This window comes from Pedococcus aerophilus (assembly GCF_039532215.1).
GTDB lineage: Bacteria > Actinomycetota > Actinomycetes > Actinomycetales > Dermatophilaceae > Pedococcus > Pedococcus aerophilus.
In genome coordinates this window covers 16,659-39,521 of sequence record NZ_BAAARN010000002.1, presented here as the reverse complement: position 1 = coordinate 39,521, position 22,863 = coordinate 16,659, and the positions used below count along the sequence as shown (strand labels likewise).

Genomic DNA, 22,863 nt, shown 5'->3' with positions numbered 1-22,863 from the left:
CCCGGCGGACCTCAGTCGCAGGTGAGGAGGCCGGAGTCGGCCTTGAGGTCGAGCACCCGGGCGGCGGCCGTGTCGACCTGCGTGGCGAAGGTGGCACTGGCGGCGCGTTTGCGGGCGATCGCCTTCAGCATCGTGGCCGCCTGATCGGCGTCGGCCGTCAGCACGATGTCGCCGCCGGCCGCGATGAACCGGGTCGCCCGGTCGCCCACCGGCACCCCCTGCACGGCCTTGGCGGCCCCCACGTCGTCGGTGATGACCACGCCGTCGTAGCCGAGGTCGTCGCGGAGGAGGCCGTCGATCACCTTGGAGGAGAACATCGCCCGGTTCTCCGCGTCGAGCTTGGGGTAGCGGGCCGAGGACACCATGACGACCGGCGCACCCGCCTCGATCCCTGCCTCGAACGGCTGGAGGTAGGGGTCGCCCACGTCCGTCGTCGAGTCGGTCGTCCCGACGGTGGTCAGGTCGGTGTTGCCCGTGACCCGGCCGAGCCCGGGGAAGTGCTTGACCGTGGGGATGACGTCGGCGGCGAGCGACCCGCGGACGAAGGCCGCGACATACGTGGCGTTGCCCTTGGCCGAGCCGGGGACGAAGTCGCGGCGGTAGCGGCCGATCGGCTGGTTCGCGGCACCGATCGAGGTCGGGACGGTGTCGGCGACGGGAGCGAGGTTGATGGTGACGCCGGCCTTGGCGAGCTCCTGCGACCACTCGCGGACGTTGGCCTCCTCGGCCTTGGTGCCCTTGTCCGACTGCGCCCTCGCCGAGGGCATCTGGCTGAAGCCCGGGCCCTTGAGCTGCTGGACCTGGCCGCCCTCCTGGTCGGCCGCGATGAGCAGCGAACCGCCCCCGCCCTTCTGGAGCCTGGCCGAGATGCGTGCCATCGAGGCGGTGCCACCCGACCACCCGCCGAGGTAGATCACGCCGCCGAGGTGCTGCGCCTTCACCTGGGCGGCGAGGCGGGTCGAGCTGCCGGTGGGCTGCAGGCCCACCATGAGCAGCTGCCCTGCCCTCTGCTCCGGGGTCATCTTCGCCGCGAGCCGTTCGCCGCACGACGCGGCCGTGGTTGTCGTCGTGGTCGTGCTGCTGCTCGAGGGGGACGCGGTCGACGACGTGCTCGACGTCGTGGGCGCGCCCGAGGTGGCGCTCGAGGTGGCGGAGCCTGGTCCTGTCGTGGTCGCGAGGGTCGAGGGCGAGCCGGCGTCGCACCCCGCGGCGACGAGGGTCGCGAGCGAGACGACACCGAGGGCGCGCAGGGGACGGGCGGGACGGGCTCTCACCGATCGAACCTATCCCGCTCCCGCCGCGACGACGAAACCGCTCGCACCGCCACGGCTGCTGCCCTCACGCCACATCTCGTGGCGGATCCGGGTGTTCGACCACGACTGCTGCCCTCACGCCACATCTCGTGGCGGATCCGGGCGTTCGGCCGCGACTGTTGCCCTCACGCCAGCACTCGTGGCCTCTGGCAGGATCACCGGCATGGCAATCCCCGTCGTCCTCGACGTCGACACCGGTGTCGACGACGCCTGCGCGCTGCTGCTGGCCGCGCTCCACCCCGGCCTCGAGCTGCGGGCGGTCACCTGTGTCGGCGGCAACGCGCCCGTGGACGACGTGGTCGCGAACACCCTCACGGTCCTCGACGCAGCCAGCCGCCCCGACGTGGTCGTGGCCCGCGGCGCCGAACGCCCCCTGCTCGAGGAGGCCGTCGACGCCCGGCACGTCCACGGCCAGGACGGCATGGGCGACCTCGACTGGCCGAAGTCCCAGCGCCGAGCCGACCCGCGGCACGCCGTCGAGGTCCTGCGCGACGTGCTCGTCGACGCCGGTGAGCGCGGTGGTGAGGACCGGGTGACCCTCGTCCCGCTGGCGCCGCTGACCAACATCGCCCTGCTGCTGCGCACCCACCCCGAGGTGGCGCGCGGCCTGCGCGAGATCGTGTTCATGGGTGGCGCCGCGCACGTGGGCAACGCGACGGCCTCGGCAGAGTTCAACGTCTTCCACGACCCGGAGGCTGCGGCGATCGTCCTCGATGCCTGCGCCGACCTCGACATCGCGGTCACCATGTACGGCCTCGACGTCTTCTACGACCCGCGCATCTCGCGCGAGCAGGCGGCAGCACTCGTTGCTGCCGGTGGCCGGGGATCCGCTGAGCTGGCCGGGCGGCTGATCGCGTTCCAGTGCGACCGGTTCGGGTCGGACTCGGCGACGATCGGCGACGCCGGCGCGGTGTGCGCCGTGCTGGCCCCCGACGCGGTGCGGCGCGAGAAGCTCCCGGTGCGCGTGGAGCTCGCCGGCACCTGGTCGCGCGGCCGCACGATCGTCGACCGCCGCGACTGGACCGGCGACCTCTCCCACGACCCGCACGGCCAGGCGAGGTCCACCATCGACGTCTGCCTCGAGGTCGACTCCCAGCGCTGCGCCGACCTCTGGCTCGACACCGTCTCCGGAAGGACCAGCTGATGGGTCGCGTCGTCGTCCTCGGGTCGCTCAACATCGACCTCGTCACCCACGTCGAACGCCACCCGCGCCCCGGCGAGACGGTCCTCGCCGACGGTGCCGTCGAGCGCTACGCCGGCGGGAAGGGCGGCAACCAGGCGCTCGCCGCGGCGGAGGCCGGGGCCGAGGTCGTCTTCGTGGGGGCGGTGGGCGACGACGAGCCCGGCACCGCCTACCTCAATCGCTTGCGCGGCAGGGGGATCGACGTCGCGGCAGTCCGCGTCGTCGAGGGCACGCCGACCGGTCAGGCCTGGATCGTCGTGGACGGCGAAGGCGAGAACTCCATCGTCGTGATCGCCGGCGCCAACGCCCACGTCTCCGGCGAGCTCCCGGAGCTCGGTCCGGGGGACGTGCTGCTCGCCCAGCTCGAGGTCCCGATCCCCGTGGTGGCCAAGGCTGCTCGCGCCGCCCACGGACGCGGTGCCCGGGTGGTCATCAACGCCGCCCCGTATGCAGCCCTGCCGCACGACGTTGCCGCCCTCGCCGACCCGCTCGTCGTGAACGAGCACGAGGCCATGCAGCTCGCCGACTCCGACGTGGTCCCGAGCTCGTTGCTCGTGACCTTCGGCGGGGCCGGTTCGAGCTGGGACGGCGTCCGGCACGACGGCACCCCGGTCGAGGGCGACGCCGTCGTCGACACCACGGGCGCCGGCGATGCCTTCTGCGGAGCGCTCGCAGCGGCCCTGGCCGACGGTGCAGACCGGTCGGAGGCCGTGCTCAGGGCGAGTGACGCAGGGGCTGAAGCCGTTCGTCACACCGGCGCCCAGTCCGACCCCGCCCTCTGACGAGCCAGCCCCCACGCCGGCTGCTCACCGCGTGCCCGTGGTGGCATCGGCCATCGCCCGCTCAGGCTGCAGCGGGTATGGAGCGGGGTCGCTTTCGTCTGCGCCACTGGTCCAGGGCGGTGTCGTAGGACCCGATGGTCAGGTCCCACTCGACCCGCGGCCTGCCTCGGTCGGGGTGGTCGACGACGCGGCCGGCGTAGCGCTGTTGGTGGACGAGGGTGTGGTGGGCGCGGCAGAGGAGGGCGGCGTTGTCGATGTCCGTGGGGCCACCGTCGACCCAGTGGACGAGGTGGTGGGCGTCGGCCCAGGCTGGGGGTTTGGAGCATCCTGGGAAGGTGCATCCGCCGTCGCGGAGCCATAGGTGGCGGATCTGGGCCCGGTCGAACAACCGCACCGCCGTGCCTTGGTCGAGGACCTCGCCGCGGGAGCCGAGGACGACTGGGATGACCTGTGCATCACAGGCGAGGCGGCGCACCGCTCCCGCGGTCAACCCCTCGTCACCCATCGTGATGCCGCTGCCATGGCAGCGGCCTGCCAGCACCTCCAACGGCACCGTGACGACCAGTGACGTCTTGGCCTGCCGCGGCACCCCGTCGGGGGCCGACACGGCCCGCCCGACCAGGTCCAGCAGCGCGTCCGCCCGGCGCGCGGCTGGGGTGCGTGGGTCGTGCTCCCCGGTGTCCTGGTCACGGCGGGGTCTGGCCAGGGCGTCGACGGCGGCGTCGACGATCGCGGCGCCTTCCTCGTCCAGGACCAGCGTGTAGCGGCTCATGCCGACCGGGCCGCGGCCCTTGACCAGGGACCGGTGCGCCCGCCGGTGGTCAGCGTCGCGCTCGACCGCGGCGTCGGGGCGGATCACCTCACCGGCACGCCGGACCGCGGTCGCGAGTCGCGTTTCGGGCAACCCGTCGGCTCCGCGGGCACCGTGGAGCAGCGCCGTCGTGGCTCCGGCGAGGTCGTCGGGGTCGGCCAGCCCGCGGATGCTGGTGTGGAACCGGCACAGCTGCGCTGCCTTGCCCACCCCAAGAGCATCAGCGCGCTGGTCGGCCTCGGGAGAGCAGGCGTCGCGGACCGCGGACAGGACCTCATCGAGACGGTGGTCACCGCAGTCGACCGCTGCGGCATGGGTCATCGCGACCGCGACCGCGTCGGCGTCCAGCAGGTCGCGGGTCGGCAACGATGGGGCCTGGGCGCGGGCCCAGTCCACAGGCCCCCACCCCTGGCCCGACCCGAGCCCGCGGCCTTTGGCCTCGGCCAGGACCACCGCGACCTGGGCCCGGACAGCGGCGCCGAGCTCGGCCAGGACTCCCAGGGCCTGTGCGACCTGGGGGTCGGTCAACACCCACAACCGGGTCGGGTCCGCACCGGTGACGGCGTGCAGGGCGTCCTGCGCCGAGGCCAGCACGCCGGGGCCCGAACCGCCACCAGAGGTGGGGTGCTGGGAGTCTGGTGCGAGCGCCATACCGAGAACGCTATCGGCGACCACTGACAACGGTCAGGGTGATTCGCAGCTCCGGAAGGCGCTGCAGCGCAACGCAATTCGATGTACCGTCAACGGCCCGGAAAGCCGTGCAGAGCGGAGGGAACGACTCCGTCAGTTGACCGAGACGTGCACGTGGTCGTAGTGGTTCTCGGTCACGCTGCCGCGGTCCTCCATGCTCTTCCAGCCACCGCCGGGGTACCAGATCCGCTGCTTCCAGATGATGTACTTGATGCCGAGCTCGCCGGCCATGTCCTGCAGGTGCGCAGCGACGGCGTCGCCGGGGCCGGAGGAGCACATGATGTCGACCGCGTGGCCGGAGCCGTGGTCGCCGGGGTCGCCGGCCCGGAAGCCGCCGATGTTGCTCAGCGACGGGAAGGCCGCGTGCACCTCGTTGACGACGGCCACGGCGTTGGACGACATGCCGGCCAGCGGGCCGAGCCCGGCGCGCGAGTAGTTGGCGCCGCGGGAGACCCGTTCGGGGGCACGTTCGGTCGTGGCCGACGGCTTGGCGGCCGGCTTCGGGGCGGGCTTGGGCTTCGGCTTGGGCTTGGCCTGCGCGGTGAACCCGATGACGCCGTACTCGTCGACCTTCTCGGGGGCGGCGGCCTCGGAGGCCACGGCGCGCACCGGAGCCTGCCGCTCCTCGGCCGTCAGCTGGTACGACGGCGTGGCCGGTGGGGCGGCGAAGGCGGTGGCCACGCCGAGGGCGGTGGCAGCCAGGCCGAGGCCCTTGAGGGCCGAGCGGTGGTTGGGGCGTCGCCAGAGAGCGCTCACCAAGGACGTGGGGGGCAGGCCCGCGCCGCGGTGGCGGCCGGGGCCGGGGTTCTCGGTAGACATTGCCGTCGAGGCTAGGTCAGGCCCCCCGGATGTGGCCAACCCCGGCGGCGCGTCGCGCCGATGGTGGTCGTTTGCGTGCCCTTGCGGGGGGTTGGGCCCGATCGACGTGCTGAGGACGGGTTGAGGCGGTGTGCTCAGGCGGGTTTGACGATGAGCGCGACCTGGTTGCTGCGCACCCGCGTGAGCACGACGATCGCCTCGGTGTGGCCCTTGGCGGGCAGCCGCAGCTGTCGCCGCAGCACGTCGGCGTCGATGCTCACCCCGCGCTTCTTGATGGTGAGCCGGTCGATGCCGTGGTCGCGCAACCAGCCACGCAGCGCCTTGACGTTGAACGGCATGGCCTCCACGACGGCATACCGACGTGCCCAGGGGATGTCGACGGACCGGGAGGAGCCGACGTAGCCGACCCCGGCATCGAGCTCGGCGCCACCGGTCGCGGCGGTGAGGGCGGGGACGAGCCCAGCCCGGAGCACGGCGCGGTCGGGTTCGTAGAGCCAGGCCCCGACCTCGGCGAGGTTGGTCAGGGTCGGCGCCGTGCTGTCGCCGTCGCGCTCGGTCACCAGGACGGGGGAGGACCCCTCGCGCAGGACCGCGGCGGTGCGCCCGGCGGTCCGGACCAGGGGGCCGAACCACACCGTGCACTCGACGACCTCGCCGTCCACCGACGTCCACTGCGCCTCCGCCCCCGCGGGCACCGCGGCGTGGGGGAACCCGGGACTGAGCTTCGCCCCGGTGGCGGGCAGCGCCTTGGCCAGCTCCTGCACCGTGTCCCAGGACGGCGAGATCTCCTCGAGGCGGAACAGGCGGCGGGTGCGTCCGGTGATGTCGGCGACCCCCGGGGTGCGTCGCGCCGGGTCCAGCCACGCTCCGACGCCTCGTGCACCCTCGCCGGCCGGCGGGGTGAACTCCTCCGCCAGCCCTTGTTCGGCGGTGGAGTCGGGCCAGTGGCGCAGGTTCACGGCGGCGATGGCTGCGGTGACCTCGTCGGCGTCGATGGCGCGGACGCGCAGGTCGAGGCCGGCCACGGCCATCGCGTCCGCCCCGATCCCGCAGCCGAGGTCGTGGACCGTGTGGATGCCTGCCGCGCGGAACCGTTGCGCGTGCTGCGCCGCGACGGACAGGCGGGTGGCCTGCTCGAGCCCGTCGGAGGTGAACACCATGCCGCGAGCGAACTGGCCGAACTTCCCCGTCGCCTTCTCGCGCAGCCGGGCCTGGTTGAGGGCCGCCGCCACGAGGTCCGGCTCGAACCCTGCGCCGCGCAGCCGCTGCTGCAGCGCGAGAGCCCCCGACTCGTCGTACGGGGGCAGTGACTGGAGGAGTCCCCACCCCTCACCGGTCGTGAGCCGGCGCAGCAGGGGGAGGTCCATGGCGAGCATTCTGGCGTATACCGCGTGGTCGCGGGTGCGCGGACGCGGAGGTTGCGCGCGGTTGCGGCGTCAGGCGTCCCTGCGCCACTCGTAGGGGGTCGTGGTGGTGACCTTCACGAGCCCGGACTGCTCGAGGATCGGCCGGGAGAACTCCGTGGAGTCGCTGTTGAGGTACCGCTTGCCGAGGGAGATCGCGGACCGCGCACGGGCGGAGGTCAGGGCCCGGTAGATCCCTTTGCCCCGCCACTCCGGTCTTGTCGCACCGCCCCAGATGCCGGCGAACTCGGTGCCCTCGACGGGTTCGAGCCGGCCGGCGCTGACGATCTGGTCGCCGACCTCGGCGACCCACATCTCCATGTCGTCCCGGGTCCTCAGCCGGTGCAGCACCTGGGCGAGGATCTCCTCGGCGAACTCGGGGGTGTCACCGAACACCTCGGCCTGCATGGCGCACATGGCGCGGACGTCGTCCTCGTCGGTGACCTGACGGACGACGAGTTCGCCGGCCACGTCGGGGGAGACCGCGACGTCCACCGCGAGCAGGACGGCCTCGCCGACCATCACCGACTCGGGCTCGTCCGGCGTGAAGCCGTGGGCGAGGAGCGTCTCGTGGAGCCCCGGGGCGTGGTCGTGGCCGCGGGTCTTCCACTCGACACAGACGATCGACGGGTCGGACCGGTAGTGCGCGAGGGCGCCGTCGACGAGCGCCTCGACCGACTCGGGCGTCGCAGGTCGACCGTCCTGCGCGAGCGTCGAGTAGGTGATGAAGCCGCGGCCACGCAGGAAGGTCGCGAGGCGCAGCGGACCGAGCCGCTCGACGTGGACGGCCGACGGCGTCTCGGCCTCGTCGCGGAGCTGCTCGTCGTAGGCGCGCAGGAGGGCCGCAGGATCACTTCGGGAGGCGCTGTGGGAGTCGCTTTGGGAGTCGCTGCGAGAGTCGTCTCGGGGGTCGGTCACGGCCCGAACCTTCCGGGTGCCGGCCTCCACCGCAACCGGGTTTCCGGCGACTGTGGCCGCCGGGCCGGATCAGCCCTCGGCGAACGGACGGAGAACGTCTGGCACTCGAGTTGACCGAGTGCTAACCACGAGCCTAGATTTGCGTTGGCACTCAGGTTCGTCGAGTGCCAGCCAGCCAGTCGGTCGATCCCCGCGACGGCGACCGCCCGGCAGCACTCGCACCACCTGCAGCACCAGCACCATCCACCTGTCCACTTTCGACATTCCCGAAGGGGAGGTCACCATCGTGTCGGTTTCCATCAAGCCGCTCGAAGACCGCATCGTCGTCAAGTCCGTCGAGGCCGAGCAGACCACTGCGTCCGGTCTCGTCATCCCGGACACCGCGAAGGAGAAGCCCCAGGAGGGCGAGGTCCTCGCGATCGGTCCCGGCCGGATCGACGACAACGGCAACCGCGTCCCGCTCGACGTCACCGTCGGCGACCGGGTCATCTACAGCAAGTACGGCGGCACCGAGATCAAGCACGGCGGCCAGGAGTACCTCATCCTGTCCGCGCGCGACATCCTCGCCATCGTCGGCTGAGCATCCGCACCGCGTGAGTGACATGCCCTGTATGCCGACTGGTCGGCATACAGGGCATGTTGCCTTCGTTCCCCGTTTTTCGCTGCTAAAGAAGGACTTTCATGGCTAAGACGCTGGAGTTCAACGACTCCGCTCGCAAGTCGCTCGAGCGCGGAGTCGACGCGCTCGCGAACGCAGTCAAGGTGACGCTCGGCCCGAAGGGCCGCAACGTCGTCATCGACAAGAAGTGGGGCGCCCCCACGATCACCAACGACGGTGTGACCATCGCGCGTGAGGTCGAGCTCGAGGACCCGTACGAGAACCTCGGGGCCCAGCTCGCCAAGGAGGTCGCCACCAAGACCAACGACGTCGCAGGTGACGGCACCACCACCGCCACCGTGCTCGCCCAGGCCATGGTCAAGGAGGGCCTGCGCAACGTTGCCGCGGGTGCCGCCCCGTCCGGCCTGAAGCGCGGCATCGACAAGGCCGTCGAGGCCGTGTCGGCTCGCCTGCTCGAGACCGCCCGCGAGATCGAGGGCAAGGACGAGATCGCCCAGGTCGCTGCGCTGTCCGCGCAGGACCAGGTCATCGGCTCCACCATCGCCGACGCGTTCGACAAGGTCGGCAAGGACGGCGTCATCACCGTCGAGGAGTCCTCGACCGCGACGACCGAGCTCGAGTTCACCGAGGGCATGCAGTTCGACAAGGGCTACATCTCCCCGTACTTCGTCTCCGACGCCGAGCGCATGGAGGCCGTGGTCGAGGACGCCTACATCCTCATCAACCAGGGCAAGATCTCGGCCATCTCCGACGTCCTCCCGGTGCTGGAGAAGGTCGTCAAGTCCGGCAAGCCCCTGCTGATCATCGCCGAGGACATCGACGGCGAGGCGCTGTCGACTCTGGTGGTCAACAAGATCCGCGGCACGTTCAACGTCGTGGCCGTCAAGGCTCCCGGCTTCGGCGACCGCCGCAAGGCCATGCTCCAAGACATCGCCGTCCTCACCGGCGGCCAGGTCATCTCCGAGGAGGTCGGGCTCAAGCTCGATCAGGCCGACCTCGACGTGCTGGGCCAGGCCCGCCGCGTCGTCGTCACCAAGGACAACACGACGATCATCGACGGTGGCGGCGACAAGTCCGACGTCGACGGCCGGGTCAACCAGATCAAGGCCGAGATCGAGCGCACCGACTCCGACTGGGACCGCGAGAAGCTCCAGGAGCGCCTCGCCAAGCTCGCCGGTGGCGTCTGCGTCATCAAGGTGGGTGCCCACACCGAGGTGGAGCTCAAGGAGAAGAAGCACCGCATCGAGGACGCCATCTCGGCGACCCGCGCGGCCATCGAGGAGGGCATCGTCGCCGGTGGCGGCTCCGCCCTCGTCCACGCCTCCTCCGCCATCGACGACCTCGGCCTCGAGGGCGACGAGGCGACCGGTTCGCTCATCGTCAAGAAGGCGTCGGCCGAGCCGCTGCGTTGGATCGCCGAGAACGCCGGCCTCGAGGGCTACGTCGCCGTCTCCAAGGTCTCCGAGCTCGAGCCCGGCAACGGCCTCAACGCGGCGACCGGCGAGTACGTGAACCTGATCAAGGCCGGCGTCATCGACCCGGTCAAGGTCACCCGCTCCGCCCTGCGCAACGCCGCCTCGATCGCGTCGATGGTCCTCACCACCGACACGCTCGTCGTGGAGAAGAAGGAAGAGGAGCCCGAGGCCGCCGGTGGCGGTCACGGACACGGCCACGGTCACTGACCGGGCGCAGCAGGTCGTGCAGGACTGACCGGGCGCAGCAGGTCGTCCAGGACTGACCTGAGCCGGTGACGCGCGGGGGACCCCGCGCCATACCTCGAGGGCCCGTCCCCACCACGGTGGGGGCGGGCCCTCCTGCATGCCCGGAAGCCTGCGGGTATGGCGCACGGTCGCCCTCGGTGCGACGCTGTGGTGGGGGAGTGCACAGCGAGGTGGCCGTGGCAGAGCACGTCGTGGACCGGCCGGGGTTCGACGAGTACGTCGTGGCCCGCGGTGGCGACCTGCTGCGCACCGCGTGGCTGCTCGTGGGCGAGGAGCAGGCGTCCTACCGGCTCGTCCGCACGGCGCTCGCCCGGGCGTGGCCGCAGTGGTCGCACCTGGCCGAGCACGGGGCGGGCTCCTACGACACCGACCTTCGACGGTTCCTCGTCCAGGCCCACCTGCGGCGACACCACCATGGTGCAGGCCCCGACGTCGGTGGTCGGAAATCGTCTGCGCCACAACGTGATCCGCTCACTGACAACGAGAAGGACCCGCACCTCCACGCTCTGGGGCCGCTCGACGCCCTCTCTCGGGTGGAGCGGACGATCCTGGTGCTCGTCCTCTTCGACGGACTCGGGGTGGGCCAGGTGGCCGACCTGCTCGACGACGACGTCGGCCCGGTCCGCCACCACCTCCGCCACGCGCTCGCGGTGCTCAACGACCGGTTCGGGCTCGATGAGCGTGGGGTGCGCGGCCTGCTCGAGTCGCTCGCGCCGGACGACCCGCCGGTGGACCTCCTGCTCTCGGCGGAGGTGGCGCCGTCGGCGCGACGCCGGGGTGCGTGGGGGTGGTTGTTCGCCGTGGGGGCGGTGGCTGTCACGGCGCTCGTCGTCAGCCTCGTCCCCGGACCTCCCGGGCAGGTGCCGGGCCCGGCCCCTGCGCCGCGGCCCACCGCGAGGCTGGTGCCGTCGGCGCTGTCCTGCCGCTCGTCACCCGGGTCGCCCGCACCGCCGCGACCTGTCGAGCCGCCACTCAGCGCGTCGTTCGTGGCGGCGCTGGTGTGCGCGCGCACCGACGACGACTCCGTGTGGAGCGGCCCGCTGGCTCCTGACGACCCGGTCACCGACGCCCTCGCCCTGGACTCCCTGGTCCTCGAACCCCGAGGCGCAGGCTCGGCCTGCCCGGACCTCCCCCACGGCCCGGCGTTCCGCCTGCTGCTCCTCGGACGGGACGGCACGACGACCACCTGGGCCAACGAGGGACTGGCCTGCGACGGGTGGCCCGCCCTGGCGCAGGTATACGTCGCCACCGCCGAGCAGGCGGCCCGCTCCGACCCGGGCGACGGCGACTTCCTCGGGTGTCCCACGGCGCTCGGCCGCACCGTCGACCCGACGGGCACCGGTCCGGGGCTGCGCCGCGGGACGGTGCTGGTCTCGGCCACCGCGTGCCTGCATCCCCTGGCGCCGGCGCGACCGAGCGCCATACCGAGGTTCCGTCAGGTGCGCGGGAACGTGCTGGGGCTGCCGGACCTCGCACACCTCAACGAGGAGCTCGCACGGGCAGGGTCGCGGCGTACGGCGAAGGGTGACTGCGGGCAGGGACCGGCGTACCGCACGGTGATCCGCGCGCGGACCGAGACCGGTCGGGTCCTTGAGCTCAGCAGCACCTGCGGGCAGGAGTTCTCGGTGGACGGGCACCTGCGGGACTCCTGGCGCGCCGATCCCGAGACGCGGAGCATGCTCCGGGCGCTGCTCAACGCGAACTGACGCCACCCCGACGCCGGGGTTGGGCTCAGCCGCCGGCGACCACGCGGATCGTCTGGCCCGCGAAGATGACGCTCTGGCCGGGGCGGACCTGCGCTCCGCGCCGGACCTCAGGGGCGCCGTCGACCGAGACCTCACCGAGCTCGATCACCGAGCGCGCCATCGCGCCGTCGTCGACGACACCGGCGAGCTTGAGCAGCTGACCCAGTCGGATCGACTCGTCGCGGATGGGGACCTCGTGCTCGGTGCTCACGACGGAAGTCTACGAGGGCTCAGCTCGCGGCCGAGACCGCCTGACCCGAGTAGTGGCGCTCGCGGTCGTCCTCGGTCATCGCACCCCAGACGCCGTACGGCTCGCGCACCCGCAGGGCGTGCTCGCGGCACAGCTTCAGGACGGGGCAGCTCGCGCAGACCTGCTTGGCCTCCGAGTCGCGCGAGCGTCGGGCCGGGCCGCGCTCGCCCTCGGGGTGGAAGAAGACCTCGGGGTTCACCTGGCGACAGGACCCCTCCATCTGCCAGTCCCACAGGTCTGCCACCGGTCCCGGAAGTCGTGACAACTCCGCCATGTCTTCCCTCAGCTCTCCGGCGGCTCCGTGCCGCTCGCTTCGGACGCTACTCGCGGCTGACCTGCGCAAACCTGTGCAGAACGTATGGACTTGTTCAAGGGCTGGCCACGATCTGGGCGCCGGTCCCGCGATGCGGTCGTTGTCCGCAGCGTGGACGCCCTTCGGGGTCGTCCGGGGCATCCGCGGGGCTGCCTTACGATTGGGCAATGAGCCTTGGGTTTGACGACCGCCTCCCCGAACTCGCCCAGCAGGCCCCCGACGTCGAGGACCACGACCCCTTCGCGAAGCTCGGGTTGACCTACGACGACGTGCTGCTGCTGCCCGGCGAGACCGATGTCATCCCGTCCGACGTCGACACGACCGCGCGCCTCACCCGCGAGATCTCGCTGCGCATCCCGCTCGTCTCGGCGGCGATGGACACGGTCACCGAGTCGCGCATGGCGATCGCCATGGCCCGCCAGGGAGGCCTCGGCGTCCTGCACCGCAACCTGTCGATCGAGGACCAGGCCTACCAGGTCGACCTCGTGAAGCGGACCCAGACGGGGATGATCAGCAACCCCATCACCATCGGCCCGGACGCGACGCTCGAGGAGCTCGACCGCATCTGCGGCGAGTACCGCGTCTCCGGGCTGCCGGTCGTCCAGCCGGACAACATCCTGATCGGCATGATCACCAACCGCGACCTGCGGTTCACCCCCGTCGCCGAGTGGGCGACGACCCTCGTCCGTGACGTGATGACCCCGATGCCCCTCGTATCGGGCGCGGTCGGGATCTCGCGCGAGGACGCCACCGCGCTCCTGCGCCAGCACAAGCGCGAGCGCCTGCCGCTCGTCGACGACCGTGGTCGCCTTGCCGGGCTCATCACCGTCAAGGACTTCGTGAAGTCCGAGCAATTCCCGCACGCGAGCAAGGACGACCACGGTCGCCTGCTCGTCGGTGCCGCCATCGGCTTCTTCGGTGACGCCTGGGAGCGCGCCACGACCCTGGTCGAGGCCGGGGTCGACGTCCTCGTCGCCGACACCGCGAACGGCCACGCCCGCCTCCTGCTCGACATGATCCGCCGCCTCAAGGCCGACCCGGCCACCCGCCACGTCCAGGTCATCGGAGGAAACGTCGCCACCCGCGCCGGGGCCCAGGCCCTGGTCGACGCCGGTGCCGACGGCGTCAAGGTCGGTGTCGGGCCGGGCTCGATCTGCACCACCCGCGTCGTCGCCGGCGTCGGCGTGCCTCAGGTGACCGCCATCCACGACGCGTCGCTGGCCTGCCGCCGGGCCGGGGTGCCGGTCATCGGTGACGGTGGCCTGCAGTTCTCCGGCGACATCGCCAAGGCCCTCGTGGCCGGCGCCGACACCGTGATGCTCGGCTCGCTGCTCGCCGGCTGCGAGGAGTCGCCCGGCGACCTGATCTTCGTCAACGGCAAGCAGTTCAAGTCCTACCGCGGCATGGGCTCGCTCGGTGCCATGGCCTCGCGCGGCAAGAAGTCCTACTCCAAGGACCGCTACTTCCAGGCCGACGTCGCCAGCGACGACAAGATCGTCCCCGAGGGCATCGAGGGCCAGGTCGCCTACCGCGGACCGCTCGGCAACGTCGTCCACCAGCTCGTCGGGGGCCTGGCGCAGTCGATGTTCTACGTCGGCGCCAACACCGTCCCCGAGCTCCAGGCGCGCGGCAAGTTCGTCCGGATCACTTCGGCGGGGCTCAAGGAGAGCCACCCGCACGACATCCAGATGACCGTCGAGGCCCCCAACTACGGCAGCCGCTGACTCTCGCCGCGTCCGCACCTGCGGACGCGGCTGGGTGCCACCCGCGGACGCGGCTGGGTGTTCACCGGCGGACGGGCTTCGGTGTCCAGAACGGTGTCCAGTCCGGTGTCCAGTCGCCGCTACGCAATCCGGTTGAGCCGTCAACTGCCGTCGCGCTCCTAGGCTGCCGGTACGACCTGTCCCCCGTGGTCGCAGCAGGGCTGTCAGCCCGCTGACTCGTCGCGTCCCGCCGTCGTGCGGGCACGACGATCCAAGATGTCCCGCCGCCGGCACCCCCCTCACCCGGCGGCGGGACATCGCCTTTTCGCACTCGGGTCCGTGGCCGATAGCCTTGCGCGGTGACTGAGATCGAGATCGGCCGAGGCAAGCGCGGCCGTCGGGCCTACTCCTTCGACGACATCGCCGTCGTCCCGTCCCGCCGCACCCGCGACCCCGAAGAGGTGTCGGTGGGCTGGCAGATCGACGCCTACCACTTCGACATCCCGGTCATCGCGGCCCCGATGGACTCGGTGATGAGCCCCGAGTCCGCGATCAAGCTCGGCAACCTCGGCGGCCTGCCCGTCCTCGACCTAGAGGGGCTGTGGACGCGGTACGACGACCCGAGCCCGCTGCTCGCGGAGATCGCGACGCTCGACCCGGCCACCGCCACCGCGCGGATGCAGGAGATCTACGCCGCCGAGATCCAGCCCGAGCTCATCGTCGAGCGGCTCAAGCAGGTTCGTGCCGCCGGCGTGACCGTGGCCGGTGCCCTCAGCCCGCAGCGCACCCAGCAGTTCTGGAAGCACGTCGTCGACGCCGGGGTCGACCTGTTCGTCATCCGCGGCACCACGGTCAGCGCCGAGCACGTCTCGGGTCGCGCCGAGCCGCTGAACCTCAAGCGCTTCATCTACGAGCTCGACGTCCCCGTGATCGTCGGCGGCGCAGCCTCGTACACCGCTGCCCTGCACCTCATGCGGACCGGCGCCGCAGGTGTCCTCGTCGGGTTCGGCGGGGGAGCGGCGCACACCACCCGTCGCACGCTCGGCATCCACGCCCCGATGGCCAGCGCCATCGCCGACGTCGCCGCGGCCCGCCGCGACTACCTCGACGAGTCCGGTGGTCGCTACGTCCACGTCATCGCCGACGGCGGCATGGGCGACAGTGGCGACATCGTCAAGGCCGTGGCCTGCGGCGCCGACGCCGTCATGCTCGGTGCCGCCCTCGCCCGCGCGACCGACGCCCCCGGGCGCGGCCTGCACTGGGGCCCCGAGGCGCACCACCAGGAGCTGCCGCGTGGTTCGCGCGTCGAGGTCGGTGCCATCGCGCCGCTCGAGCAGATCCTCTTCGGGCCGGGTCGCACGGCCTCCGGCCAGACCAACCTCATCGGTGCGCTGCGCCGGGCGATGGCCACCACGGGCTACTCCGACCTCAAGGAGTTCCAGCGCGTCGAGGTCGTCGTCGCGCCCTACCAGGCCACGTGAGACGGCGCTAACTTACTACTGGTAATAACCGTGGGCCGCACCTACGCTGCCCCTATGGCTCCGGACCTCATCGCCGACCCCGAGACCGACCCCACCGCGACGTATGCCGTGGACCCGGCCCTCGTCCGACGGCTGGCCCGGAGGGTGGTCGCCGCGCCCCGCGCGGAGCACCACGTGAGCCACACCCCGATGACCGGGGCGCCCCTCGCCTCGCTGCCGCTGTCGACCCGCGAGGACGTCGCCGTCGCCGTGGACGCCGCGCGCGCAGCCCAGCGCGCGTGGTCGCGGACGCCGATGGAGGTCCGCGAGCGGATCATGCTGCGGTTCCACGACCTCGTGCTCGACCGACAGGTCGAGCTGCTCGACGTGGTCCAGCTCGAGTCCGGCAAGACGCGGGGCCAGGCCTTCGAGGAGGTCGCCGACGTCGCCCTGGTGGCGCGGCACTACGGCCGCTCCGCGGCGGCATACCTGCGACCGTGGCGTCGCGCCGGGCTGTTCCCCGTCCTGACCCAGACGACCGAGCACCACCACCCGCGGGGGGTGGTGGGCATCGTCAGCCCGTGGAACTACCCGCTGTCGCTGGCGATCACTGACGCGATCCCGGCGATCATGGCCGGCAACGCCGTCGTCCTGCGCCCCGACCTGCAGGCCTCGCTCACCGCCCTGCGGGTGGTCCAGCTGCTCACCGAAGCCGGGCTGCCGGAGTCGGTGCTCCAGGTCGTCCTCGGTGACGGGGCGAACGTCGGGCAGGCCGTCGTCGACCTCGCCGACTACGTCTGCTTCACGGGCTCGACGGCGACCGGTCGCAGCGTCGCGGTGTCGGTGGCCGGCCGGCTGGCGGGGTACAGCCTGGAGCTCGGCGGGAAGAACGCGATGTACGTCGCCGACGACGCGGACCTCGACAAGGCCGTCGCTGGTGCGGTCCGCGCCTGCTTCTCGTCGGCCGGTCAGCTCTGCATCTCCGTGGAGCGGCTGATCGTCCACGACAGCATCGCCGACGAGTTCACGACGCGGTTCGTCGAGGCGGTCGGGGCGATGACGCTCGGGCCGGCGCTGGAGTTCGGCACCGACATGGGGTCGCTCGTCTCGCAGGCCCAGCTGGACCGGGTGACCGCGCACGTCGACGACGCCCGGGCCAAGGGCGCCCGGGTCCTCACCGGCGGACGTGCCCGACCCGACCTCGGGCCGTTCTTCCACGAGCCGACCGTCCTGACCGGGGTCACGGCCGCGATGGACGTCCGCGACGACGAGACCTTCGGGCCGGTCGTGTCGATCTACCGCGTGCACAGCGACGACGAGGCGATCCGACTCGCGAACGACACCGACTACGGCCTCAACGCCTCGGTCTGGACCCGCGACGTGGCGCGTGGACGGCGGATCGGCACGGCGATCGCCGTCGGCACGGTCAACGTCAACGAGGGGTATGCCGCCGCGTGGGGGAGTGTGGCCGCTCCGATGGGTGGCATGAAGCAGTCCGGGGTGGGGCGTCGCCACGGGGCCGAGGGCATCCTCAAGTACACGGAGTCGCAGAACGTCACCGCGCAGTACCTCCTTCCGATCGCTCCCTCGCTGGGGCTGTCGGAGGAGGGCTACGCGCGTGTCATGACCGCCGCGCTGCGGACCCTCAAGGCGGTCGGTCGCCGATGAGCGCCCCGGCCGAGAGCTCCTCCAGCCTGCCCTCCGGCGACGACGGCGCGCTGCCCGCGGGAAGCCACGTCGACGTCCTGGTGGTCGGGTCGGGATTCGGCGGGTCGGTGACCGCGCTGCGCCTCGTGGAGAAGGGCTACCGGGTCCACGTCATCGAGTCGGGCCGCCGGTTCCGCGACGAGGACTTCGCCAGGACGTCGTGGGACGTGCGCAGCTACCTGTGGGCGCCGAAGCTGAAATGCTTTGGGGTGCAGCGGATCCACCGCCTCCCCGATGTCATGGTGCTGGCCGGGGCGGGGGTCGGTGGCGGCTCGCTCAACTACGCCAACACCCTCTACGTGCCGCCCGAGCCGTTCTTCAAGGACCCGCAGTGGGCCGACATCACCGACTGGCAGTCCGAGCTAGAGCAGCACTACTCGACGGCCACGGCGATGCTCGGTGTCGTCACGAACCCGTGCGAGGGGATCGTCGAGGACGTCATGCGCCGCACCGCCGAGGACCTCGGTGTCGGCGACACGTTCCGCAAGACCCCGACCGGTGTCTTCTACGGCATGCCGGGCAAGCGCGTCCCCGACCCGTACTTCGGCGGTGCCGGACCGGAGCGCACGGGCTGCACCCAGTGCGGCAACTGCATGGTCGGCTGCCGGGTCGGCGCGAAGAACACGTTGGTGAAGAACTACCTCGCCCTCGCCGAGAACCTCGGCGCGACCATCGAGCCGATGCGGACCGTGGTGCGCGTGGCCCCGCGCCGTGGCGGTGGGTATGCCGTGTCGCACGAGGCGACGGGGGCGTGGCTGCGCAAGGACCGTCGCACCGTCACCGCCGACCAGGTCGTCTTCGCCGGCGGGACGTGGGGGACGCAGAAGCTGTTGCACACGCTGCGCCAGAACGGCGCCCTGCCGAGGCTCTCCTCGCGCCTGGGCCACCTGACCCGCACCAACTCCGAGGCCCTCAACGGCGTGATGGTCGAGAAGGTCCCGCGGGGCGAGAACCTGTCCAGGGGCGTCGCGATCACCTCGTCGTTCCACCCCACTGCCGACACCCATGTCGAGAACTGCCGCTACGGTCCCGGCTCCAACCTCATGGGGGCGATGGCGACGATCATGGTCCCCGGCGACCGGCTGCCCCGACCCGTCCAGTTCCTCGTGGAGGCGGTGAAGCACCCGGTGGTCTTCGTGCGCTCCTTCTCGCAGTACCGGTGGAGCGAGCGCACCATCATCGGCCTGATCATGCAGAGCCGCGACAACTCGCTGCGCGTCACCGGCACCCGAGGGCGGTTCGGCGGCCGGGGGCTGACCTCCCGGCAGGGCCACGGCGAGCCCAACCCGACGTACATCCCGGCCGGCCAGGAATCGATGAAGGCGCTCGCCGCGCGGCTCTCGGAGGCGACCGGTCTGCGCGCCTTCGCCGGCGGCAGCCTCGGAGAGGTCGCCAACATCCCGATGACGGCGCACTTCCTCGGGGGAGTGGCGATCGGCTCGAGCCCGGAGCGCGGCGTCATCGATGGCTACCAGCGCGTCTGGCACTACCCCGACCTGCACGTCGTCGACGGCTCCGCCATCTCGGCGAACCTCGGTGTCAACCCGTCGCTGAGCATCACCGCCCAGGCCGAGCGCGCGATGTCGTTGTGGCCCAACAAGGGCGAGCACGACCCGCGGCCCGCACAGGGCGAGGGCTACCTGGCGCTCGAACCCGTCAAGGCGGCCAACCCCGCCGTGACGCGGTACGGCGCCTCCTGACGACCACCCCCGCACGTCGGAGGCGGCGGTCGGAGGGATCCCTGCATCCCGCGACCGCCGCCTCTGACTGGTGTGGCTGGAGATGAGCCGGGGGTGGGATCTCCAGCCACACCACCCGGTCAACGACGGCTTCGGACGGGGGTTACGCCCTACCCGCCGGTAGTCTTCCGGCGCCCGCTCGCGGGGGCCTCGTCGCGCCAGGACGCCCACAACGCGGCATACGCGCCGTCGGCGGCGACCAGCTCGTCGTGGGTGCCGATCTCGCTGACGAGGCCGTCCTCGACGACGGCGACCCGGTCGGCGTCGTGCGCGGTGTGCAGCCGGTGGGCGATGGCGACGACGGTGCGGCCCTGGACGACAGCGGCCAGCGAACGCTCGAGGTGCCGGGCGGCGCGCGGGTCGAGCAGCGAGGTCGCCTCGTCCAGGACGAGGGTGTGCGGGTCGGCCAGCACCAGCCGGGCGAGGGCCAGCTGCTGGGACTGCGACTCGCTGAGGATGTGGCCGCCGCTGCCGACGACGGTGTCGAGGCCGTCGGGCAGCCCCTCGGCCCATCCCCACGCGTCGACGGCGCGCAGGGCGTCGGCGAGGTCGTCACGGCTGGCTTCCGGGCGCGCGAGGAGCAGGTTGTCGACGAGGGACCCGACGAACACGTGGTGCTCCTGCGTCACGAGGGCGACCTCGCCGCGCAGCTCTCCGAGCTCGAGGTCGACCAGGGGCACGCCGCCGACGTCGATCCGGCCCTCGCGGGGTCCGTCGACCCCGGCCATGAGGCGTCCGAGGGTGGACTTTCCGGCGCCGGAGGGCCCGACGATGGCCAGGCGCTCGCCGGGGCGCAGGTCGAGGCTGACGCCGTGCAGGACGTCGTGGCCGGGACGGTAGGAGTAGCGGACGTCCTGGACCGACAGGTCCGGCCCGTCGGGGTGCTCGCCGGTGGCGGTGCGGTCGGGCGGGACGGCGCCGACACCGATGACCCGGGCCAGCGAGGTCGCCCCGACCTGGATCTCGTCGAGCCAGCTCAGCACCTCGTCGAGGGGCCCGACCATCTGTTGGACGTAGAGCGTCACGGCGGTGGCGGCACCGGCGGTGATGTTGCCGTTGACCGCCAGCCAGCCACCCCACAGGACCGCGGTGGCCGTGGGCACGTAGTAGCCGAAGACAACCGAGGGGAACCACCGAAGCCGCAGCCCCAGCGTGTAGCGCTCGGCGCGGTAGCACTCGCGCAGCGCCTGGTGGAACCGGTGCCGGCGCACGCCGGCGAGCGACAGGGCGTCGATGGTCCGCGCCCCGTCGACGGTCTCGGCGACGACGCCGTTGAGGGAGGCGTAGGTGGCGCGCTCCCAGAGGTAACCGTTGGCGGCATACCTCAGGTAGCGCCGGGTGGAGAACCAGTAGAAGGGCAGGCCGGCGAGGATCGCCAGGCTCGCGAGCGGCGAGGTGAACAGCGCCGCCACGATCGTCATCAGCACCGTCATCACCGCGACGAACAGCGACGGGATGCCGAAGCGCACCACGTGCGACAACGCCTCGACGTCATTGGTGGTCCGGGCGACGAGGTCGCCGGTGCCGGCGCGCTCGACCGTCGACAGGGGCAGGTTGACCGCCCGCGCCACGAACTGCTCGCGCAGCTGGGCGAACACCGTCTCGCCGAGGATGAACGACAGCCGCCGCGCCGCCCACGTCAGGCCGGTCTGGGCAACGACCGCCACGGCGAGGCCCACGGCGATCTTGTCGACGGCTCCGAGGCTCCCTCGCCCGCTGACCTCGTCGACGAGCCGACCGACGAGCCACGGCGCGGCGAGCGCCGCCAGGGCGGCGAGGGCGTGCAGGCCGAGGACGCGCGCCAGCAGCCCGCGGTGGTGGGCCATCAGCTCGCGGGTGTGCTCCCAGACGGCGCGCGAGTCGGCGATCGGCAGGGTGCGCCGGGTGTGGTCGGTCCTGACCTCGTCGGGGTGGGTCTGGCCGCTCATGCGTCGTCCTCCTCGGTGCGCAGGACGACGTGGCGGTATGCCGCGTGCTCCAGCAGGTCGCGGTGCGTGCCGCGGGCGGCGACGAGCCCGTCCTCGAGCAGCACGACCTCGTCGGCCTGCCCGAGCAGGAGCGGGCTGACGGTCGTCACCACGGTGGTGCGGCCGCGACGGTGGTCGGCGAGGCGTTCGGCGATCCGGGCCTCGGTGTGGGCGTCGACGGCGCTCGTCGGCTCGACGAGGACGAGGACGGGGGCGTCGGTCAGCAGGGCCCGGGCGAGCGCCAGCCGCTGGCGCTGGCCGCCGGAGTAGGACCGGCCGCGCTCCTCGACGAGCCCGTCGAGTCCGTCGGGCAGGGCGTCGAGGACGTCGGTGGCGCTGGCCGCCTCGAGGGCGCGCAGCACCCTCGCGTCGGAGGTGTCGGTGAGGACGTCACGCCCGCCGGCGTCGTCGGAGGCCGCGCCGCCGAGCAGCTGGTCGCGCAGGACGCCGGTGAACAGGCGCGGGTCGGGCTCGCTGACGACGACGCGGCGGCGGACGTCCTTGATCGCGAGGTCGTCGAGCCGGGTCCCGCCCCAGGTGGTCTGGTGCGGGCCGGGGCCGTGTCGGCCGAGCCGGTCGGCGACGGCCGCCGACTCCTCGGGCCTGGCCGAGACGATCGCGGTGAGCCGTCCGCCGCGGACCACGGTGCCGGACAACGGGTCGACGAGGTCGGCGTGGTCGTCGGGAGACGCCGCACCGTCCCGGGCCGGTCGGTGCGGGTCGTGGTCGGGCGTGACGGCCAGCACCCGCAGCACCTTGCCCGCGGCGATGTGGGCACGGATGCCGCGGTCGACGATCTCGATGGCGGTCTGCAGCGGCATGGTGAGGAACGCGGTGTAGCCGTAGAACGCGACGAGCTGCCCCGCACTGATCTCGCCCGCGATGGCCATGCGGGCACCGAGCCAGGTCACGAGCACGACGAAGACGCCGGGCAGCAGCACCTGGGCCGAGTCGAGCGCGGCCTGGATGCCGGCGACGTGCACCCCGCGGTGGCGGACCCGCTGCGACTGGTCCTCGTAGCGGCGCAGGAAGGTCTGCTCGCCACCGATGCCGCGCAGCACGCGCAGCCCGGCGACGGTGTCGGCGCCGAGGGTCGTGAGCCGGCCCGCCTCCTCGCGCTGGAGGGCCTGGCGGCGCTGGAGCGGGCGGACGATGAGGGCCAGGCTCGCGAGCATGACCGGTCCACCGGCCAGCACGAGCAGGCCGAGCGGAGGGGACGCGGCGAGCAGGATCGCCCCGACCACGACGTAGCTGGCGACGGCGCCTGCGAACCGGCCCAACGCGTCATACAGGCCACCGAGGCGCATCACGTCGTTGGCGAACACGGTCACGACCTCGCCCGACGGCATGACGCGGGTGAGCACCGGGCCGGCCTTCTCGGCGCCCTCGGCGGTGAGCTGGGCGCTGCGGTAGGAGGCGTAGAGCCAGTTGTGGACGGCGAAGAAGTGCCGGGCCGCGGCGGTCGAGGCGGCGATCGCGCCCAGCCCGAGCAGGGCCAGCGCCCACTTCACGAGGCCGTCGACATCGCCGGGGACGATGCCCTCGTCGACGCCCTTGCCGAGGGCGGCGGGGATCAGGGCGATGGAGACCATCCACACCATCCCGGTGAGGGCACCGAGCGTCTGGGTGCGCCACTGCTCGCGACCGATCCAGACCATGAAGCGCAACGTGCTGCGGGTGTCGGGACGGCCGGGATCGGGGAAGGGGATCTCGCGCATCA

General features: G+C 72.2%; 18 protein-coding genes. 9 read left to right on the top strand and 9 right to left on the bottom strand.

Annotated elements, in window-relative coordinates:
* Positions 1–11: 11 nt before the first annotated feature.
* Positions 12–1,274 (bottom strand): glycoside hydrolase family 3 N-terminal domain-containing protein, encoded by a 1,263-nt coding sequence (locus tag ABD286_RS11305; protein ID WP_344193425.1) that lies wholly within the window; start codon positions 1,272–1,274, stop codon positions 12–14.
* Positions 1,275–1,476: 202 nt separating this feature from the next.
* Here ABD286_RS11305 and ABD286_RS11300 point away from each other — a divergent pair, with 202 nt between their 5' ends.
* Together ABD286_RS11300 and ABD286_RS11295 are read left to right on the top strand one after the other, a co-directional pair.
* Entirely contained in the window at positions 1,477–2,457 is a 981-nt protein-coding gene (locus tag ABD286_RS11300) for a nucleoside hydrolase (RefSeq protein WP_344193423.1), read from the top strand.
* Complete coding sequence (locus ABD286_RS11295) at positions 2,457–3,278, top strand: PfkB family carbohydrate kinase (protein WP_344193421.1); 822 nt, start codon at positions 2,457–2,459, stop codon at positions 3,276–3,278. The genes ABD286_RS11300 and ABD286_RS11295 overlap by 1 nt, the downstream gene beginning before the upstream one ends.
* Positions 3,279–3,339: 61 nt before the next feature.
* Here ABD286_RS11295 and ABD286_RS11290 read toward each other — a convergent pair whose 3' ends face one another.
* The 4 genes from ABD286_RS11290 to ABD286_RS11275 form a co-directional block, all read right to left on the bottom strand.
* Entirely contained in the window at positions 3,340–4,740 is a 1,401-nt protein-coding gene (locus tag ABD286_RS11290) for an HNH endonuclease signature motif containing protein (RefSeq protein ID WP_344193420.1), read from the bottom strand.
* Between the two features lie 132 nt (positions 4,741–4,872).
* Positions 4,873–5,598, bottom strand: a complete 726-nt coding sequence (locus tag ABD286_RS11285) for a VldE C-terminal domain-containing protein (protein WP_344193418.1) — start codon at positions 5,596–5,598, stop codon at positions 4,873–4,875.
* Between the two features lie 134 nt (positions 5,599–5,732).
* Entirely contained in the window at positions 5,733–6,965 is a 1,233-nt protein-coding gene (locus tag ABD286_RS11280; protein ID WP_344193416.1) for a THUMP-like domain-containing protein, read from the bottom strand.
* 69 nt (positions 6,966–7,034) lie between these two features.
* A complete protein-coding gene (locus ABD286_RS11275; protein WP_344193681.1) occupies positions 7,035–7,838 on the bottom strand; it encodes a GNAT family N-acetyltransferase in 804 nt (267 codons plus the stop codon).
* A 367-nt stretch (positions 7,839–8,205) separates the two neighbouring features.
* Here ABD286_RS11275 and groES point away from each other — a divergent pair, with 367 nt between their 5' ends.
* From groES to ABD286_RS11260, 3 genes are all read left to right on the top strand, one after another.
* Positions 8,206–8,499: a co-chaperone GroES gene (groES, locus tag ABD286_RS11270; RefSeq protein WP_344193413.1), complete on the top strand. Its 294-nt coding sequence runs from the start codon at positions 8,206–8,208 to the stop codon at positions 8,497–8,499.
* A 101-nt stretch (positions 8,500–8,600) separates the two neighbouring features.
* Positions 8,601–10,220, top strand: coding sequence for a chaperonin GroEL (gene groL / locus ABD286_RS11265; protein WP_344193411.1), 1,620 nt, complete (start codon positions 8,601–8,603; stop codon positions 10,218–10,220).
* Between the two features lie 215 nt (positions 10,221–10,435).
* On the top strand, positions 10,436–11,965 hold the full coding sequence (locus ABD286_RS11260; protein ID WP_344193409.1) for a SigE family RNA polymerase sigma factor: 1,530 nt from the start codon (positions 10,436–10,438) through the stop codon (positions 11,963–11,965).
* Positions 11,966–11,990: 25 nt separating this feature from the next.
* Here the strand turns inward: ABD286_RS11260 and ABD286_RS11255 are convergent, their stop codons facing one another.
* Together ABD286_RS11255 and ABD286_RS11250 are read right to left on the bottom strand one after the other, a co-directional pair.
* Positions 11,991–12,215, bottom strand: coding sequence for an RNA-binding S4 domain-containing protein (locus ABD286_RS11255; protein WP_344193407.1), 225 nt, complete (start codon positions 12,213–12,215; stop codon positions 11,991–11,993).
* Positions 12,216–12,234: 19 nt separating this feature from the next.
* Positions 12,235–12,528, bottom strand: a complete 294-nt coding sequence (locus ABD286_RS11250) for a WhiB family transcriptional regulator (RefSeq protein ID WP_344193405.1) — start codon at positions 12,526–12,528, stop codon at positions 12,235–12,237.
* A 206-nt stretch (positions 12,529–12,734) separates the two neighbouring features.
* On the opposite strand from ABD286_RS11250, the gene guaB reads away from it, so the two are divergent.
* The 4 genes from guaB to ABD286_RS11230 all read left to right on the top strand — a co-directional run bounded on the left by guaB (position 12,735) and on the right by ABD286_RS11230 (position 19,137).
* Positions 12,735–14,291 (top strand): IMP dehydrogenase, encoded by a 1,557-nt coding sequence (gene guaB, locus ABD286_RS11245; RefSeq protein ID WP_344193403.1) that lies wholly within the window; start codon positions 12,735–12,737, stop codon positions 14,289–14,291.
* A 338-nt stretch (positions 14,292–14,629) separates the two neighbouring features.
* The gene (locus ABD286_RS11240; RefSeq protein ID WP_344193401.1) at positions 14,630–15,751 is read left to right on the top strand and encodes a GuaB3 family IMP dehydrogenase-related protein; all 1,122 of its coding nucleotides are present in this window, start codon (positions 14,630–14,632) and stop codon (positions 15,749–15,751) included.
* A 54-nt stretch (positions 15,752–15,805) separates the two neighbouring features.
* Entirely contained in the window at positions 15,806–17,398 is a 1,593-nt protein-coding gene (locus tag ABD286_RS11235; RefSeq protein WP_344193399.1) for a succinic semialdehyde dehydrogenase, read from the top strand.
* Entirely contained in the window at positions 17,395–19,137 is a 1,743-nt protein-coding gene (locus tag ABD286_RS11230; protein WP_344193397.1) for a GMC oxidoreductase, read from the top strand. Before ABD286_RS11235 ends, ABD286_RS11230 begins: the two co-directional genes overlap by 4 nt.
* A 149-nt stretch (positions 19,138–19,286) precedes the next feature.
* Here ABD286_RS11230 and ABD286_RS11225 read toward each other — a convergent pair whose 3' ends face one another.
* Entirely contained in the window at positions 19,287–21,104 is a 1,818-nt protein-coding gene (locus tag ABD286_RS11225; protein WP_344193395.1) for an ABC transporter ATP-binding protein, read from the bottom strand.
* On the bottom strand, positions 21,101–22,861 hold the full coding sequence (locus tag ABD286_RS11220; RefSeq protein ID WP_344193393.1) for an ABC transporter ATP-binding protein: 1,761 nt from the start codon (positions 22,859–22,861) through the stop codon (positions 21,101–21,103). The genes ABD286_RS11225 and ABD286_RS11220 overlap by 4 nt, the downstream gene beginning before the upstream one ends.
* Positions 22,862–22,863 lie beyond the last annotated feature (2 nt).

Coding starts and splice junctions, on each gene's coding strand:
- ABD286_RS11285 (WP_344193418.1), bottom strand. CDS start 5,598: ATGTCTACCGAGAACCCCGGCCCCGGCCGCCACCGCGGCGCGGGCCTG.
- ABD286_RS11280 (WP_344193416.1), bottom strand. CDS start 6,965: ATGGACCTCCCCCTGCTGCGCCGGCTCACGACCGGTGAGGGGTGGGGA.
- groL (WP_344193411.1), top strand. CDS start 8,601: ATGGCTAAGACGCTGGAGTTCAACGACTCCGCTCGCAAGTCGCTCGAG.
- ABD286_RS11295 (WP_344193421.1), top strand. CDS start 2,457: ATGGGTCGCGTCGTCGTCCTCGGGTCGCTCAACATCGACCTCGTCACC.
- ABD286_RS11235 (WP_344193399.1), top strand. CDS start 15,806: ATGGCTCCGGACCTCATCGCCGACCCCGAGACCGACCCCACCGCGACG.
- ABD286_RS11250 (WP_344193405.1), bottom strand. CDS start 12,528: ATGGCGGAGTTGTCACGACTTCCGGGACCGGTGGCAGACCTGTGGGAC.
- ABD286_RS11290 (WP_344193420.1), bottom strand. CDS start 4,740: ATGGCGCTCGCACCAGACTCCCAGCACCCCACCTCTGGTGGCGGTTCG.
- ABD286_RS11300 (WP_344193423.1), top strand. CDS start 1,477: ATGGCAATCCCCGTCGTCCTCGACGTCGACACCGGTGTCGACGACGCC.
- ABD286_RS11225 (WP_344193395.1), bottom strand. CDS start 21,104: ATGAGCGGCCAGACCCACCCCGACGAGGTCAGGACCGACCACACCCGG.
- guaB (WP_344193403.1), top strand. CDS start 12,735: ATGAGCCTTGGGTTTGACGACCGCCTCCCCGAACTCGCCCAGCAGGCC.
- ABD286_RS11230 (WP_344193397.1), top strand. CDS start 17,395: ATGAGCGCCCCGGCCGAGAGCTCCTCCAGCCTGCCCTCCGGCGACGAC.
- ABD286_RS11220 (WP_344193393.1), bottom strand. CDS start 22,861: ATGCGCGAGATCCCCTTCCCCGATCCCGGCCGTCCCGACACCCGCAGC.